Consider the following 13513-nt stretch of genomic DNA (forward strand, 5'->3'; position numbering starts at 1 on the left):
CGGGGTTGGATTTTTTTGCGGCCTAAAGTATACTTCGCGACCTGGCTTTTCAAGGCGTTGATACTGTCTCAGCCCCGAACAGTTCAGCGCAACCAACAGGTAGAGAAATCTGCTGCTGTTATTCTTCAGCTTAAAGCAGGTTTTAACGATTATTTTATAGCGTTCAAGGCGGAATCAATGAAGACTCTGAGTGCGAAACCAGAAACTGTAAAACGTGACTGGTACGTTGTAGACGCAGCCGGCAAGACGCTGGGTCGTCTTTCAACCGAAATCGCCCTTCGTCTGCGGGGCAAGCATAAGCCTGAGTACACCCCCCATGTAGACACTGGCGATTATATTATTGTTATCAACGCCAGCCAGGTGCGGGTTACCGGCAAGAAGGCATCTGACAAGATGTACTACAGCCATACCGGCTTCCCGGGTGGAATCAAATCCATCAGCTTTGAGAAGTTGATCGCAAAGGCCCCTGAGCAAATCATCCAGAAGTCTGTCAAAGGCATGCTTCCGAAGGGTCCGCTTGGTCGTGCCATGTTCATGAAGCTGAAAACCTATGCCGGCGCTGAGCATCCTCACGCAGCCCAGCAGCCCAAAGAACTCGACATTTAACGGAAGGCGGATATGTCTGTAGCACAAAATTACGGTACCGGTCGCCGCAAAACCTCCACGGCTCGTGTATTTATCAAGCCGGGAAGCGGTAGCATTTCAATCAACGGTCGCACCATCGAAGAATTTTTCGGTCGTGAAACCTTGCGTATGATCGTGCGTCAGCCTTTGGTTGTTGCCGAGTCTGTGGATCGTTTTGATATCAACGTCACGGTAAAAGGCGGTGGTATTAGTGGTCAAGCCGGCGCTATACGCCACGGTTTAACGCGCGCTTTGATGGAATACGACGAAACATTGCGTCCAGCCATGCGCAAAGCGGGTTATGTAACCCGTGATGCCCGTGAAGTTGAGCGTAAGAAAGTGGGTCTGCGCAAAGCGCGTAAGCGTCCTCAGTTCTCCAAGCGTTAATTTTTGCTGGAGCAGACACAAAAACCCGGCTTATTGTCGGGTTTTTTTTCGCCTGTATAGCTCGCAACCAAATTGACTTGGCGCATGGAAAGCCGCTGTGGCGGCTTTCTGACTTGTAAGGAAGTGGTAATTTCATTACTATTTGTGCGCTTATAATCTTGTGTTGTGAAGTCCTTTTAGATGCGCATTGTTGCGTTTTTTGCAGCGTGTGTCATCGCCTGATGGGAGAAAACCATAATGAAAAATGGCGACGTAAGCCATGGTCGGCGCCGGTTTTTGGTCGGTGCTACGGCTGCGGTCGGCGGGGTTGGGATTGTTGGTGCTGCGGTACCTTTCGTGGCGTCCTGGAATCCCAGTGCGAAAGCGGAAGCTGCGGGCGCACCGGTGACTGTCAATATTGAGAAAATTGAGCCGGGTCAGCAGATCACTGTCGAGTGGCGGGGTACTCCAGTTTGGATTATCCGTCGTACAACTGAGATGTTGGATAATATTGAAAAGCTCAGCGACCAGATGAAAGATCCCCAGTCCGAAGCGGATCAGCAGCCGACATACGCCAACGACGTTTTTCGTTCGATAAACCCAGAGTACGCTGTTCTAGTGGGTCTGTGTACACATTTGGGTTGTGTGCCGTCGTATCGGCCCGAGGTAGCTCCGTCCGATCTGGGCGAAGATTGGTTGGGCGGTTTATTTTGCCCCTGTCACGGTTCCCGCTACGACATGGCCGGCCGCGTTTATGATGCGCAGCCTGCACCCCTGAACCTCGTGGTTCCGCCTCATAGGTACGATGACGACATGACCCTCACCCTTGGTCTTGATCCGGAGGTTGCGTAATGTCAAAACTCATACAGTGGGTAGACGAACGTCTCCCAATTGTTGAAGCCTGGAACAAACACCTGGCGAAATATTACGCGCCAAAGAACTTCAACTTTTGGTATTTCTTCGGTTTTTTGGCCATGGTTGTCTTGGTTAACCAGTTGGTTACCGGTATCTGGCTGACCATGAGTTACAACCCCTCCGGCGAAGGCGCTTTTGCCTCGGTGGAGTACATCATGCGTGATGTGCAGTGGGGCTGGTTGTTGCGATACCTGCACTCTACCGGCGCTTCTGCGTTTTTCATTGTTGTCTACCTGCACATGTTTCGCGGCCTTCTATATGGCTCTTATCAGAAGCCCCGTGAGCTGATCTGGCTGTTTGGCATGTTGATTTATCTGGTCCTGATGGCTGAAGCCTTCATGGGATACTTGCTGCCATGGGGCCAGATGTCCTACTGGGGTGCTCAGGTCATTGTGAATCTGTTTAGTGCTATTCCGGTGATTGGTGAAGACCTGTCGCTGTGGATTCGTGGTGACTACCTGATCTCTGGTATTACCTTGAACCGCTTCTTTGCTCTGCACGTTGTGGCTTTGCCTATCGTGTTGCTTGGGCTGGTAGTGCTGCACATTTTGGCGCTGCACGAAGTGGGTTCGAACAACCCTGACGGCATCGACATCAAGAAACACAAAGACGAAAACGGCATCCCGAAAGATGGTATTCCGTTCCATCCGTACTACACCGTGCATGATTTGATGGGTGTGGGCGTATTTTTCTTCATTTTCTTCATTGTGGTGTTCTTCTTCCCGGAAATGGGAGGTCTATTCATCGAGGCACCGAACTTTGAGCCTGCCAACCCGCTGAAGACGCCTGCTCACATTGCTCCGGTATGGTATTTTACGCCGTTCTACGCGATGTTGCGTGCGGTGACGGTTGACTTTTTGGGGTTGTCTGCAAAGTTCTGGGGTGTGGTGGTAATGGGTGGTGCAATCGCCATACTGTTCGTTCTGCCTTGGCTTGATCGCAGTCCGGTTCGTTCTATGCGTTATAAAGGCTGGATGAGCCGTGTGGCGTTGGCGGTCTTTGCCGTCAGCTTTGTCGTGCTGGGTTATCTTGGCCTGGTACCGACTACTGTCGGCCGCACCATAGCCGCTCAGATCCTGACCGTGTTTTACTTCCTTTTCTTCATTCTTATGCCGTTCTATACGCGCATGGAGAAAACCAAGCCAGTTCCAGAGAGGGTGACAGGATAATGAAAAAGCTGATTCTTGGTCTTTTCATGGTCATCCTGCCGGCACTTGGGCTGGCAGCGGGTGGCGCCGTGCCACTGGACCACATTAAAACCGATCACACCGATAAAGCGTCATTACAGCGCGGTGTGGCAATGTTCACTAACTATTGCATGGGCTGTCATTCCATGGAGTACGCCCGCTATAAACGTGTGGCGGACGATCTGGAAATCCCGGTTGATCTGTACACGGAAAATCTGATTTTCACCGGTGCAAATATCGGTGAATTGATGAAAAACGCCATGAACAAAGATATGGCTGCCGACTGGTTTGGTGCGCCGCCTCCGGATCTTACGTTGGAAACTCGTCTGCGCGGTGAAAGCTGGGTGTATTCATACCTGCGAGGCTTCTACAAGGATGACAGTCGCCCGCTAGGCGTTAACAACGTCGTGTTTGCAGCCGTGGGTATGCCCCATGTACTGGTTGAATTGCAGGGCTTGTGCGCGGTTAAGCCAAATATTGGCGTGAAAGCCTCGGTTGAGCCACTCAGTGGCAACATCAATAACGCAGAAATTTGCCCCAGCTATGCCATCGAAGGCAGTATGGAGGCGGCCGAGTTTGACCGTGCCATGTATGACCTGACCAACTTCATGTCTTACATGGCGGATCCGGTCAAGGTAGAGCGCGAACGTCTTGGTGTTTTTGTGCTGATCTTCGTCGCGATTTTCTTTATATTCGCCTACCTGCTCAACCGTGAGTACTGGAAGGATATACACTGAAAAGTAGGGTATAATTCGCAGCCCTGAGCTTCAGCGAGCCATGATTGGTTCGCTGGGCTTTTTTCGTTTTTCAGGGCCAATTTTTTTGATCAATCATGAGGTAGTGCTATGGGCGTTGTGACCAAGCGGTCGTCGATGACGTTTTTTTCAGACCCCGCGAGCCAGTATAGCCACAGGGTTCGCATTGTATTGGCTGAGAAGGGCGTTACCGTTGATATCGTAGATGTGGATCCGGATAACCCTCCGGCCGAGCTTGCTGACCTCAACCCGTACAACGCGTTGCCGACACTGGTGGATAGGGATCTTGTGCTTTACGAGCCCAATATTATGATGGAATATCTGGATGAGCGTTTTCCTCATCCGCCGTTGCTGCCGGTTTACCCGGTCGCCCGTGCTAACAGCCGCCTGATGATTCATCGGATTCAGCGCGACTGGTGCGTCAAGGTCGATCAGATTGTGGCCCAGCCCAATGCTAAGGCTTCGGAAGTCGCTCGTAAGGAATTGCGCGAAAGCCTGCTGGCCACTGCGCCAGTATTCGGTGAAATGCCGTTTTTTCTGTCGGAAGAATTTACCATCGTGGATTGCTGTATTGCGCCAATTCTGTGGCGTTTGCCGGCTCTGGGTATTGAACTGGACGACAAGCAGGCTAAGCCGCTGGATAAGTACATGAAGAGTATTTTCAGTCGCGAAGGTTTCAAGGCCAGTCTGTCTGACCTTGAAGAAGACATTCGTAGCTAAGCAGTGATTAATACGCCAGTCGTCGCAGCAGGAGAATCGCAGTGGCCGATGTAAAAACTACCATGAGCTCAAGTCGCCCATATCTGGTGCGGGCGTTGAACGAGTGGGTTCTGGACAACGATTGCACGCCGTATATCGTGGTTGATGCCGGGATTCAGGGTGTGCAGGTTCCTAATGAGCATGTGGCGAATGGCCAGATCGTGCTCAACATAAGCCCTGGTGCGGTCAAGTCTTTGGTTATTGGCAATAGTGCTTTGGAATTCAACGCCCGTTTTGGTGGTGTGCCCATGCAAGTATTTGTGCCATTGCAGGCGGTGATCGCTATTTACGCCAAAGAAAATGGCGAAGGTATGGTGTTTGGTTCTGAACCTGGCATGCCAGATCCGAATGGCGCGGGTGAGACCAGTAACGCCGGCGGCTCCAAGCCCAAGCAAGATCGCCCGAGCGGTCGCCCGACTCTAAAGGTTGTTAAGTAGAGTTGTCCACTCGGAAAAGCTGATGTTCTGGCAAATAAAAACCGCTGTATCCAACCGGTCTATTGACCGCAAGGATACAGCGGTTTTTATTTGGCTAAAGTTCGTCAGCGCCCCGTCTGGCTACCCCTGAGCGCTCAGATGCTCAGTACGTCTACGAATTAGCCAGATGGGACGTTAGCCGTTGTTAGCCACCGAACAGCTTGCTATCAACTCTGGCACACAGAACGTTGATGAGCAGCATCAGTAGCGGCATGGCATCGCTTGGGCTTAGATTGTTCAATGCGATTTCATGATCTTGTGGATCCAATAAAGACGTAATGTCGGATTTTTCACGGGCGCTCAATACGGCGACGCTCATGTCACGATCGTGTGCGGCCTGAATGGCTTGAATGAGGTTCGCCTTGTGGCCGTTGTCCACAATTAAAAATAGAAGGTCGCCGGGCTTGCCCACGGCGCGGATTTGGCGCGAAAAAGTGTCGTTAAAGCGGTTGTCCCGACAAATAGCCGAGTAGGTAGTGGCGTCGGCGCCCAGATTGATGGCAGGCAGGGCCGGACGATCTTGCTCGAAGCGGTTTAGAAATGCGGTGCAAAAATACTGTGCTAGTACGTTGGCGCTGCCGTTGGCGCAGGTCACGATTTTTCCATCTTGTAATAATACATTTACAAAAGCGTCAGCCATGGCTTCAATATTTTCGGTGGCCATACTTGCTGCCATAGCGGTATGTTCCATATGGTTGGCAAAGCGCTGATTGATCTCTTGTGCAGAATCGGTCATGGGTTGAAGTCATCCTGCCTGTAGTGCGTTTTTAAGCCATTGTACCCGGTATTTTTTTAGGCTACCCGGACCAATAGCGATAACGTCAATACGGCTGTCGGTATTGTTCAGTTGGTGGCGGTGCAAATAAAAACGCGCCGCTTGAATCAGACGTTGCTGTTTACGCCAGGTAATAGATTCAGCCGCTCCGACCAAGCTGCCGGCGCGGCGATAACGAACCTCAAAAAATACTAATGTAGTGCCATCCTGGCCGATCAGGTCGATTTCTCCGCCGCGATTATAAACATTTCGCGCCAGAATTCTTACACCATGACTGCCCAGATAGCGGGCGGCTACTCCTTCGTAGTAATCGCCGATTTTGCGTTTGCCGTCCATGGCTTTGGCTGTCCTTTTTCAGGTGATCAAAGTGCGCCCCCGGCAATCGCTGGCCGAGTCTGAGGCAGGCTAACGTTGGTTTCTGTCTTGGGTAAGCTGTCAGGTATTGCTGGCAGCAGTTCGACGTTGCCAGAACTAAAGCGGGCCCAACGCTGATAACGGCGAATGCTGCCGGAGGGCGTCATTGTCAGCACACCGGTCTGGCCGTCAATAGTGGCTCCTGGAACCTGCTTGAGCAGGGGCAGGCGTTTGCTTAAGTGCCAAGCGTCTGCACCCATGGCAAACAGGCGGCCCAGCTGCCCGCGTGTGGCGCCCGGAAGTTGGCTGCCGGCTTCATCCCGGAGAGAATTTTTTTCGTCCAGCACCCAGGGTATGTCGGTAAATATCACCCCGTTCAGGTCGCGGTCGCGGCCAGGCGCGGGGGTGCCGGCATAAACAATAGAGGGTGCGTAAACAGGCAGGTCGCCGGCGAAGTAAAACGCAAACAGGGGGTTCAGCTGGCGTGCGGTATCAGGCTCGGCCACCATCACAATGGCTTGAGCGTCCTGGCGCCGCCGCGCTTCGAACTCAATATTGAGGCCTATAGTACGTTCCACATCAATAGCGCGGTCGCGGGAAGTGTTGATGCCCAGCAGGTCGGCCGTAATCGCGCGCAGGTTGTCCTCTCGCAAAAACCTCTGGATGCCAATAATGCGCCCGCTATGTTTGGCCATCTGTTCGATTAAGGCGGCCTCGACGCGGTTGCCCCATTCGCCACTGGGAATAATCACCAGTATGCGTTTAAGCCCCTCGGCGTCCAGTCGATCCGCAATTTGCCGGGCTTCATCTTCAGCGGACAAGCCAAACTGGTACAGTCCTGCGGGCGCGCTGACGCCCGGGGGCAAATAGTTAAGGGCCAGTGTTTGCAGGGGTAGACTGGGCAATTTGCCCAGTTCGGCCAGAGCGTCTTTATCCAGCGGGCCTACCAACAGGTCTACTGGCTGCTTCGCCAGTTCTTGATATAATTCTCCAAAGGGCTTCTGTTTGCTGTCGACAACACGTATTCGCGTGGCTTCGCGGTCAACGGATGTATCGCTGAAGTAAGCAGCCAGAAAACCGTCTCGTATGGCTTTACCGGCGGTGGTCAGTGGGCCGTTCAGGGGCAGTGCCAGAACAATCTGCTCAGGCCGGCTGGCAGCAAGGCCTGCAATCAGCTTTAGCTCAGAGGGCAGTAGCTGGGCAGCGGGATGACCTGGCCAGTTTGACTGCCAGCGTCGGATAGTCCGGCCTTGCTCGTCGAAGCCCGTGCCCGGTGATCTTACCTGCGTTGCCAGTTCCAGCCAGCCCTGGGCTTCGTAGCCTATTTCGCGACTATCGGCACTACTAAGTTGTATGTTGCTGATGGTTTTTAGCAATTGCCAGATGCGATCGTGCAGCGGTTGTGCGTTGGCGCTGCTGTCAGCCTGGGTCAGGGCGATCAAGGTTTTGGCTGCTCCCAGCGGATTACCCGCCAGCGCGAGCGTCTGCGCCTGCAGGTTACCAGCGCGATTAAGCAACTCTGGCGTTACCTCCATAAAGCTGGTGGTGCTAAGGTTCGCGGTAATCTGCTGTGCCCATGTTTGGTCTTTCAGCGTCACCGCGCCGTTCATGGCCAATAAGCGTTTCTGGTTGGTCAGTTCAGGTAGGGGTTGCGCTAATTGCTCGCTTTGCAGTAGCTTGCGCGCTCCCTGATGATCACCCTGCTGCTGAAAGCGGCTGGCGATGCGCAGCAGGTAGCGTTGTGCTGTATCTTGATTGTGCTCCTGGCTGGCCAGTTCCAGAGCTTGCGCTGGTGTACTGACGACTTGGGACTGCAGGTCAACCCCTGCGCAGCCGGCGGTTAGCAGAATAGCGGCCAATAGGCCGGCAATGGCGGGGTGGGCAAGGCGCTTGTTAGTCATAGCTGGCTCAGCGTGCTCCGGGTGGTTAAGCTTGGAAGAAAAACCTGCGAAGTTTAGCAGTTCCGGCATCAATTCACATGAAGTAAGTGTCATGCTGCGCTTCTGTAAGTGCGGGTTCACACACAGTCTCGCTTTTGCGGGCAAGGCGGTTAACACAATGGTTACAAAGCACGCAGACAAAGCTCAAGCCACTGGCGCCGGGGTGCTTTATATTGTCGCAACGCCCATTGGTAACCTGGACGACTTATCGACGCGTGCGGTAAAAACCTTGGCAATGGTAGACCTGATTGCCGCTGAAGATACGCGCCACAGCGGGCGTCTGTTGCAGCACTTGGGCTTGCACAAGCCAATGATGGCGCTACACGATCACAACGAGCGTGACCAACATAGCCGGATACTCGCCGAGCTAGGGGCAGGCCGCAGCGTGGCTTTAATTTCGGATGCCGGAACGCCATTGATTTCAGATCCCGGTTTTATTTTGGTGCGCGAAGCCCGAGTCCAAGGCTTTCAGGTTAGCCCCATACCAGGCGCTTGTGCTCTGGTAGCAGCCTTGAGCGCTAGCGGCCTACCCACCGATCGTTTTCAATTTATTGGTTTTTTGCCGGCCAAAGGTTCTGGCCGTCGTTCGGTGCTGGAATCGTTGCAGGCCGAAACGTCAACTCTGGTGTTATATGAGTCACCACATCGCATCACTAATACAATTGCTGATGTCATTGCGGTAATGGGCGCAGGCCGGGAGCTGGTTCTGGGGCGGGAGCTGACGAAGGCGTTTGAAACCTTTTACTGTGGCACAGCCGAGCAGGTACTGGCCGAATTGCAGCAGGACCCCCACGGCAGTCGCGGTGAGTTTGTGGTGATGATTCACGGAGCAACTCCAGAGCCGGATAGTGAACAGACAACGTTGGAAACGGATCGCCTATTAACGATTTTGTTGACCGAATTGCCAGTTAAGACTGTGGCAAAAATGGTGGCGGAGATTACCGGCCGCAAGAAGAACGAGCTCTACCAGCGCGCCTTGCAACTTAAAAGTGGTGGCTGAGCGCTGCGCTTTTGCTTGCATGAGCTGCGGTGCCGCGCTATTGTCGGCGCCGAGCTCGCCAGACAGTCGCCGCCGTTTCACCGGGGGAGGAAAGTCCGGGCTCCATAGGGCAAGGTGCCAGGTAACGCCTGGGCGGCGCGAGCCGACGGAAAGTGCAGCAGAGAGTAGACCGCCTAAGCCAGCGGATTCGTCCGGTGGCCGGTAAGGGTGAAAGGGTGCGGTAAGAGCGCACCGCGTGGCTGGCAACAGTTCACGGCATGGTAAACCCCACCTGGAGCAAGACCAAATAGGAGTCCGTTGGCGTGGCCCGCGCTGGACTCGGGTAGGTTGCTTGAGGCCTGTGGTGACGCAGGCCCTAGATGAATGACTGTCCACGACAGAACCCGGCTTACCGGCGAGCTCGATTTTTTCGCCCCTCTTTTAATCCCCTTTTTATTTGCCTTTGTGTGATCTATCGCTAAAAAATCTTACACCTCAACTACAGTCTGCGGTGTTCGATGCAGGTATTTGATTTTATTTATTTTCTTAAGTTTAATCTGGCAACTTCCCTTCAGCGCTGTTTGTAACTCCTTGTCTTAAAAGCAACTTTTTAACATTGGCTCTCATAGCCGACGCTTGCATTGTAGGGTGCGTGTTTCTATAGTGTGCATAAGTGGGAAAAAGTGGTTTTTAGTGGTTTTTAGTGGATCCAAATCCCAGAGACAGGGCTAATGAGTAATTTTTTTGGCAGTCATGCGATCAATATGGACGTTAAGGGTCGCTTGGCGATCCCTGCAAAGGTGCGCGAGGAACTCATTCAGATCTGTGGCGGCCGTTTTATATTGACAGTTGCAGACGCTGACCGTTGTCTGCGGTTGTATCCGCAATCTGTGTGGGATGAATTGCGTCCCGCCATTGAAGCGCTTCCCAACATGAGCAGAGCAGCATTACGCCTGCAGCGCCTGGTGCTGGGTAATGCCGCGCAAATGGAACTGGATTCGGCAGGCCGGGTTTTAATTCCACCCACGCTCAGACAATACGCCCGGCTGGAGAAAAAACTGATGTTAATAGGCCAAGGTAAAAAGTTGGAATTATGGAGCGAGGAAAGCTGGAATCATTTGCTCGACACACCTCCTGACGCAGAAGAGATGACTGACGCCATGAAGGACTTGTCGCTGTGACGCTGACGTCGATTAATAGCGCTGCGGGTTCGTTCTCGCATCGCTCGGTGTTGTTGGACTCAGCGGTAGATTTATTGCTGACCGATAGTGGCGGCCACTACGTTGACGCTACGTTTGGCCGTGGCGGCCACAGTCGCATGATTCTTGAACGCCTGACTGAAAGTGGCGTGCTGCTGGGTATCGATAAAGACCCGCAGGCCATCGACGAAGCTCGTACTCTGGCGGCGGCAGATTCACGTTTTAATGTTTTTCACGGCTCGTTTGCCGATCTGAGTCAGGCGCTGGAACAGGCGCAGTGGCCTCAGGTTGAAGGCGTATTAATGGATTTAGGGGTGTCTTCGCCACAGCTGGACGATGCTTCTCGTGGTTTTAGTTTTATGCGCAAGGGCCCACTGGACATGCGGATGAATCCTCAGCAAGCGCCCAGTGCTGCAGAGTGGCTTGCCAGTGCTGATGAAAAAGTGATTGCTGACGTTATTTTTAAATACGGTGAAGAACGATTCTCCCGCCGTATTGCCCGGCTGATTGTGGAGCGCCGTGCAGAAACGCCGATCAGCACCACCCTGGAATTGGCAGAACTGGTGGCTAAGGCGGTACCAAAAAAGGAAAAACACAAGCATCCGGCGACTCGGACATTTCAGGCTATTCGCATTTTTATCAACCGCGAACTGGAAGACCTGGAGCTTGGTTTGAGGGCAGCTGCTGAGAAACTGGCCCCCGGTGGCCGTCTGGTAGTGATCAGTTTTCACTCGTTGGAAGACCGGTTGGTGAAGCGTTTTATGCGTGATCTGGCGCGTGGGCCGCAGATGCCCAAGGGTATTCCGGTCACTGCAGCTGAAGAGTCATCGGCGTATCGTCTTATTGGTAAGGCCAGCAAGGCGGCGTCTGACGAGGTGAGCGATAACGTAAGAGCCCGCAGCGCGGTAATGCGGGTGTTGGAACGTCGCGCAGACATTGCACAGGACAATATTTGATGGGCGCTGTGGCGATCGAAGAGCGGGTGCAAACCCGCCGCTTGAATACCAAAGTGGTGAGGAGTGGCGTAGCGTCTGCGCTGCGCATTTCCGGCCAAGTGTTCGTTGCAACACGGCAAAGCAACGTTTTGATCTCGCTGGTACTTGTGATTGTGTTGGTGGCTTCTGCCATTGGTGTGGTGGCGAGTGCCCATAAAAATCGTGTGCTGTTCAACGGGCTGTCACAACTGCATGAAGGTCGCGACGATTTCCAGCGAGAATGGAGCCAGTTGCTGTTGGAACAAAGTGCGTTAAGTGCTCACGGACGTGTTGAAAGCTTGGCGTCCACGCGTTTCGATATGGTTGTGCCCGGGCGTCAGGACATTGTGTTGGTGCCGCTACTGGTGCCAACAAAACGGCTTTATTGAATTTCACGCAGATATATCAGGCAGCGGTCAAGCCGACTGACGATGAACAGAATCTTGAGCAGGAATCGCTAACGTGTCCGACCCGCAAGCCACAGCTACATGGAGTCAGCGCATCGCCGCTAACTGGCGCTATGGCTTCGTATTAGGCGCATTTATTCTGGTGGTCGGCTCTATTTCTGTGCGTTTAGTGGATCTACATGTCGTCGACAACGATTTTCTTCGCCAGCAGGGCGACGTCCGAACAATTCGCGTAGAAAGTATTGACGCTCATCGTGGCGTTATTTCCGATCGGTATGGTGAACCATTGGCAGTTAGTACGCCGGTACAGACACTTTGGATGAATCCATCGGAGATGGACCCAGCAGAGCCGCGCATCGCCAACCTTGCTCGCTTGCTTCAGCTTAACGAAGCGACTCTGCGTCAGCGATTGACTGACTATGCTGCTCGGGAATTTATTTACCTTCGCAGGAAAGTTCAGCCCGAACTGGCGCGTAAAGCGATGGATCTGGGCATCGGCGGAGTCTACTCTCGCCAAGAATATCGACGCTACTACCCTGCAGGGGAAGTCACCGCGCACGTTGTTGGCTTTACCAACATAGACGAGAGCGGTCAGGAAGGTATTGAGCTGGCTTACAATCGGGTTTTGTCCGGAGAGTCCGGGCGTAAGCGCGTGTTGAAAGATAACCGTGGTCGGCTGATCAAAGATTTGACGCTGATTCGTAATGCCCGTCCGGGTGCCAAATTGACATTAAGCCTCGATTTGCGACTCCAGTATTTAGCTTACCGCGAATTGAAAGCGGTCGTCAGCGCACACAATGCCCGCGGTGGCACCCTGGTGATGCTGGATGCGAACAGTGGCGAAGTGCTGGCGATGGTGAACCAAGGCTCCTATAACCCAAATGATCGCAGCCAAATGGCGGCGGAAAATCTTCGCAACAAAGCCATTACCGATCTGTTTGAACCTGGTTCTGCGATGAAACCACTGGCTATGGCCGCGGCCCTGGAAACGGGTCAATATACGATCGGCAGCCATATTGATACGTCCCCGGGTTTTCGCCGTTTTGGTCGTTTTACCATTCGTGACAGCGGTAACTACGGCGTTTTGAGTCTGACGGATATCGTTGTGAAGTCGAGCAACGTAGGCATGAGCAAGATTGCCACCGAGATTGGCGGCCAAGTGATTCGCGATTTTTACGCCCGTGTTGGCCTGGGTCAACCAACGGGCATCGGCTTTCCGGGTGAAGCTATCGGGGTTCTGCCATCGCCTGTTAAATGGCGCCCGGCAGCAGAGGCCACGCTGGCTTACGGTTACGGGCTTAGCGTAAATGCGCTGCAGTTGGCGCAAGCTTATATGGTCATTGCCAACGGCGGCGTGCGCTATCCGTTGAGCTTGTTGAAGCTGGATCATGCGCCGACCGGCCAGCGCGTGGTGTCAGAGCAGGTAACAGCAAAGATTCGTAGCATGCTAAGTGACGTTGTCACTCGCGGTACCGGCAAGCGCGCGCAACCGGGGTTCTATTCTGCCGGAGGTAAAACCGGCACCGTTCACTTGGTGGGGGCCCAAGGTTACGAAGACGGCCAATACAAGGCTATTTTTGCCGGCATGGCGCCCATCAATAACCCGCGAATTGTCACTGTCGTGGCGGTGGATGCGCCTCAGTCTGGCGAATATTACGGCGGTGAGGTGGCTGCGCCAGTGTTTGCAAGAGTGATGAGCGATGCTTTACGGTTGCTTAACGTTAAACCGGAGTTGGATATAGTGCACAGCAGTGCGCGGACGCCGCCAGCACCTTCATCCGCCAGCGGGGAGAGGGGCTAACC

General features: G+C 53.5%; 15 protein-coding genes and 1 other RNA gene. 13 read left to right on the top strand and 3 right to left on the bottom strand.

The window, feature by feature from the left end; translation table 11 throughout:
• Window positions 1-177 precede the first annotated feature (177 nt).
• The 7 genes from rplM to MRBBS_RS03605 all read left to right on the top strand — a co-directional run bounded on the left by rplM (window position 178) and on the right by MRBBS_RS03605 (window position 5043).
• Window positions 178-606, top strand: coding sequence for a 50S ribosomal protein L13 (gene rplM, locus MRBBS_RS03575; RefSeq protein WP_041635453.1), 429 nt, complete (start codon window positions 178-180; stop codon window positions 604-606).
• 12 nt (window positions 607-618) lie between these two features.
• The gene (gene rpsI / locus MRBBS_RS03580) at window positions 619-1011 is read left to right on the top strand and encodes a 30S ribosomal protein S9 (protein ID WP_007348971.1); all 393 of its coding nucleotides are present in this window, start codon (window positions 619-621) and stop codon (window positions 1009-1011) included.
• 237 nt (window positions 1012-1248) lie between these two features.
• Window positions 1249-1842: a ubiquinol-cytochrome c reductase iron-sulfur subunit gene (gene petA / locus MRBBS_RS03585; RefSeq protein ID WP_014870053.1), complete on the top strand. Its 594-nt coding sequence runs from the start codon at window positions 1249-1251 to the stop codon at window positions 1840-1842.
• Window positions 1842-3074 (top strand): cytochrome b, encoded by a 1233-nt coding sequence (locus MRBBS_RS03590; protein WP_014870054.1) that lies wholly within the window; start codon window positions 1842-1844, stop codon window positions 3072-3074. The genes petA and MRBBS_RS03590 overlap by 1 nt, the downstream gene beginning before the upstream one ends.
• Window positions 3074-3829 carry a cytochrome c1 gene (locus MRBBS_RS03595; protein ID WP_014870055.1) on the top strand — a complete coding sequence of 252 codons (756 nt, stop codon included), beginning with the start codon at window positions 3074-3076 and terminating at the stop codon, window positions 3827-3829. The genes MRBBS_RS03590 and MRBBS_RS03595 overlap by 1 nt, the downstream gene beginning before the upstream one ends.
• A 108-nt stretch (window positions 3830-3937) precedes the next feature.
• On the top strand, window positions 3938-4567 hold the full coding sequence (locus tag MRBBS_RS03600; RefSeq protein WP_007348967.1) for a glutathione S-transferase N-terminal domain-containing protein: 630 nt from the start codon (window positions 3938-3940) through the stop codon (window positions 4565-4567).
• A gap of 62 nt (window positions 4568-4629) precedes the next feature.
• Window positions 4630-5043, top strand: a complete 414-nt coding sequence (locus MRBBS_RS03605; RefSeq protein ID WP_227497620.1) for a ClpXP protease specificity-enhancing factor — start codon at window positions 4630-4632, stop codon at window positions 5041-5043.
• A 184-nt stretch (window positions 5044-5227) separates the two neighbouring features.
• Here MRBBS_RS03605 and MRBBS_RS03610 read toward each other — a convergent pair whose 3' ends face one another.
• The 3 genes from MRBBS_RS03610 to MRBBS_RS03620 are packed head-to-tail and all read right to left on the bottom strand — an operon-like array spanning window position 5228 to window position 8205.
• On the bottom strand, window positions 5228-5818 hold the full coding sequence (locus tag MRBBS_RS03610; RefSeq protein WP_014870057.1) for an SIS domain-containing protein: 591 nt from the start codon (window positions 5816-5818) through the stop codon (window positions 5228-5230).
• Window positions 5819-5827: 9 nt separating this feature from the next.
• Window positions 5828-6193, bottom strand: coding sequence for a YraN family protein (locus MRBBS_RS03615; protein WP_014870058.1), 366 nt, complete (start codon window positions 6191-6193; stop codon window positions 5828-5830).
• Between the two features lie 26 nt (window positions 6194-6219).
• Window positions 6220-8205 (bottom strand): penicillin-binding protein activator, encoded by a 1986-nt coding sequence (locus MRBBS_RS03620; protein ID WP_227497570.1) that lies wholly within the window; start codon window positions 8203-8205, stop codon window positions 6220-6222.
• 64 nt (window positions 8206-8269) lie between these two features.
• Here MRBBS_RS03620 and rsmI point away from each other — a divergent pair, with 64 nt between their 5' ends.
• The 6 genes from rsmI (at window position 8270) to MRBBS_RS03645 (ending at window position 13511) form a co-directional block, all read left to right on the top strand.
• Window positions 8270-9151 (top strand): 16S rRNA (cytidine(1402)-2'-O)-methyltransferase, encoded by an 882-nt coding sequence (rsmI, locus tag MRBBS_RS03625; RefSeq protein ID WP_014870060.1) that lies wholly within the window; start codon window positions 8270-8272, stop codon window positions 9149-9151.
• Window positions 9152-9201: 50 nt separating this feature from the next.
• Window positions 9202-9558, top strand: an RNA gene (gene rnpB / locus MRBBS_RS18725) — RNase P RNA component class A.
• A 303-nt stretch (window positions 9559-9861) separates the two neighbouring features.
• Window positions 9862-10311: a division/cell wall cluster transcriptional repressor MraZ gene (gene mraZ, locus MRBBS_RS03630; protein WP_014870061.1), complete on the top strand. Its 450-nt coding sequence runs from the start codon at window positions 9862-9864 to the stop codon at window positions 10309-10311.
• Entirely contained in the window at window positions 10308-11285 is a 978-nt protein-coding gene (gene rsmH, locus MRBBS_RS03635) for a 16S rRNA (cytosine(1402)-N(4))-methyltransferase RsmH (protein WP_014870062.1), read from the top strand. Before mraZ ends, rsmH begins: the two co-directional genes overlap by 4 nt.
• On the top strand, window positions 11285-11692 hold the full coding sequence (ftsL, locus tag MRBBS_RS03640) for a cell division protein FtsL (protein ID WP_014870063.1): 408 nt from the start codon (window positions 11285-11287) through the stop codon (window positions 11690-11692). The genes rsmH and ftsL overlap by 1 nt, the downstream gene beginning before the upstream one ends.
• Before the next feature lie 73 nt (window positions 11693-11765).
• Complete coding sequence (locus MRBBS_RS03645; RefSeq protein WP_014870064.1) at window positions 11766-13511, top strand: peptidoglycan D,D-transpeptidase FtsI family protein; 1746 nt, start codon at window positions 11766-11768, stop codon at window positions 13509-13511.
• Window positions 13512-13513: the final 2 nt, after the last annotated feature.

Origin of the sequence: Marinobacter sp. BSs20148, from assembly GCF_000283275.1 — a bacterium.
GTDB lineage: Bacteria > Pseudomonadota > Gammaproteobacteria > Pseudomonadales > Oleiphilaceae > Marinobacter > Marinobacter psychrophilus.

Coding starts and splice junctions, on each gene's coding strand:
- MRBBS_RS03615 (WP_014870058.1), bottom strand. CDS start 6,193: ATGGACGGCAAACGCAAAATCGGCGATTACTACGAAGGAGTAGCCGCC.
- ftsL (WP_014870063.1), top strand. CDS start 11,285: ATGGGCGCTGTGGCGATCGAAGAGCGGGTGCAAACCCGCCGCTTGAAT.
- MRBBS_RS03605 (WP_227497620.1), top strand. CDS start 4,630: ATGAGCTCAAGTCGCCCATATCTGGTGCGGGCGTTGAACGAGTGGGTT.
- MRBBS_RS03600 (WP_007348967.1), top strand. CDS start 3,938: ATGGGCGTTGTGACCAAGCGGTCGTCGATGACGTTTTTTTCAGACCCC.
- rpsI (WP_007348971.1), top strand. CDS start 619: ATGTCTGTAGCACAAAATTACGGTACCGGTCGCCGCAAAACCTCCACG.
- MRBBS_RS03595 (WP_014870055.1), top strand. CDS start 3,074: ATGAAAAAGCTGATTCTTGGTCTTTTCATGGTCATCCTGCCGGCACTT.
- rplM (WP_041635453.1), top strand. CDS start 178: ATGAAGACTCTGAGTGCGAAACCAGAAACTGTAAAACGTGACTGGTAC.
- petA (WP_014870053.1), top strand. CDS start 1,249: ATGAAAAATGGCGACGTAAGCCATGGTCGGCGCCGGTTTTTGGTCGGT.
- rsmI (WP_014870060.1), top strand. CDS start 8,270: ATGGTTACAAAGCACGCAGACAAAGCTCAAGCCACTGGCGCCGGGGTG.
- MRBBS_RS03620 (WP_227497570.1), bottom strand. CDS start 8,205: ATGACACTTACTTCATGTGAATTGATGCCGGAACTGCTAAACTTCGCA.
- mraZ (WP_014870061.1), top strand. CDS start 9,862: ATGAGTAATTTTTTTGGCAGTCATGCGATCAATATGGACGTTAAGGGT.
- MRBBS_RS03610 (WP_014870057.1), bottom strand. CDS start 5,818: ATGACCGATTCTGCACAAGAGATCAATCAGCGCTTTGCCAACCATATG.
- MRBBS_RS03590 (WP_014870054.1), top strand. CDS start 1,842: ATGTCAAAACTCATACAGTGGGTAGACGAACGTCTCCCAATTGTTGAA.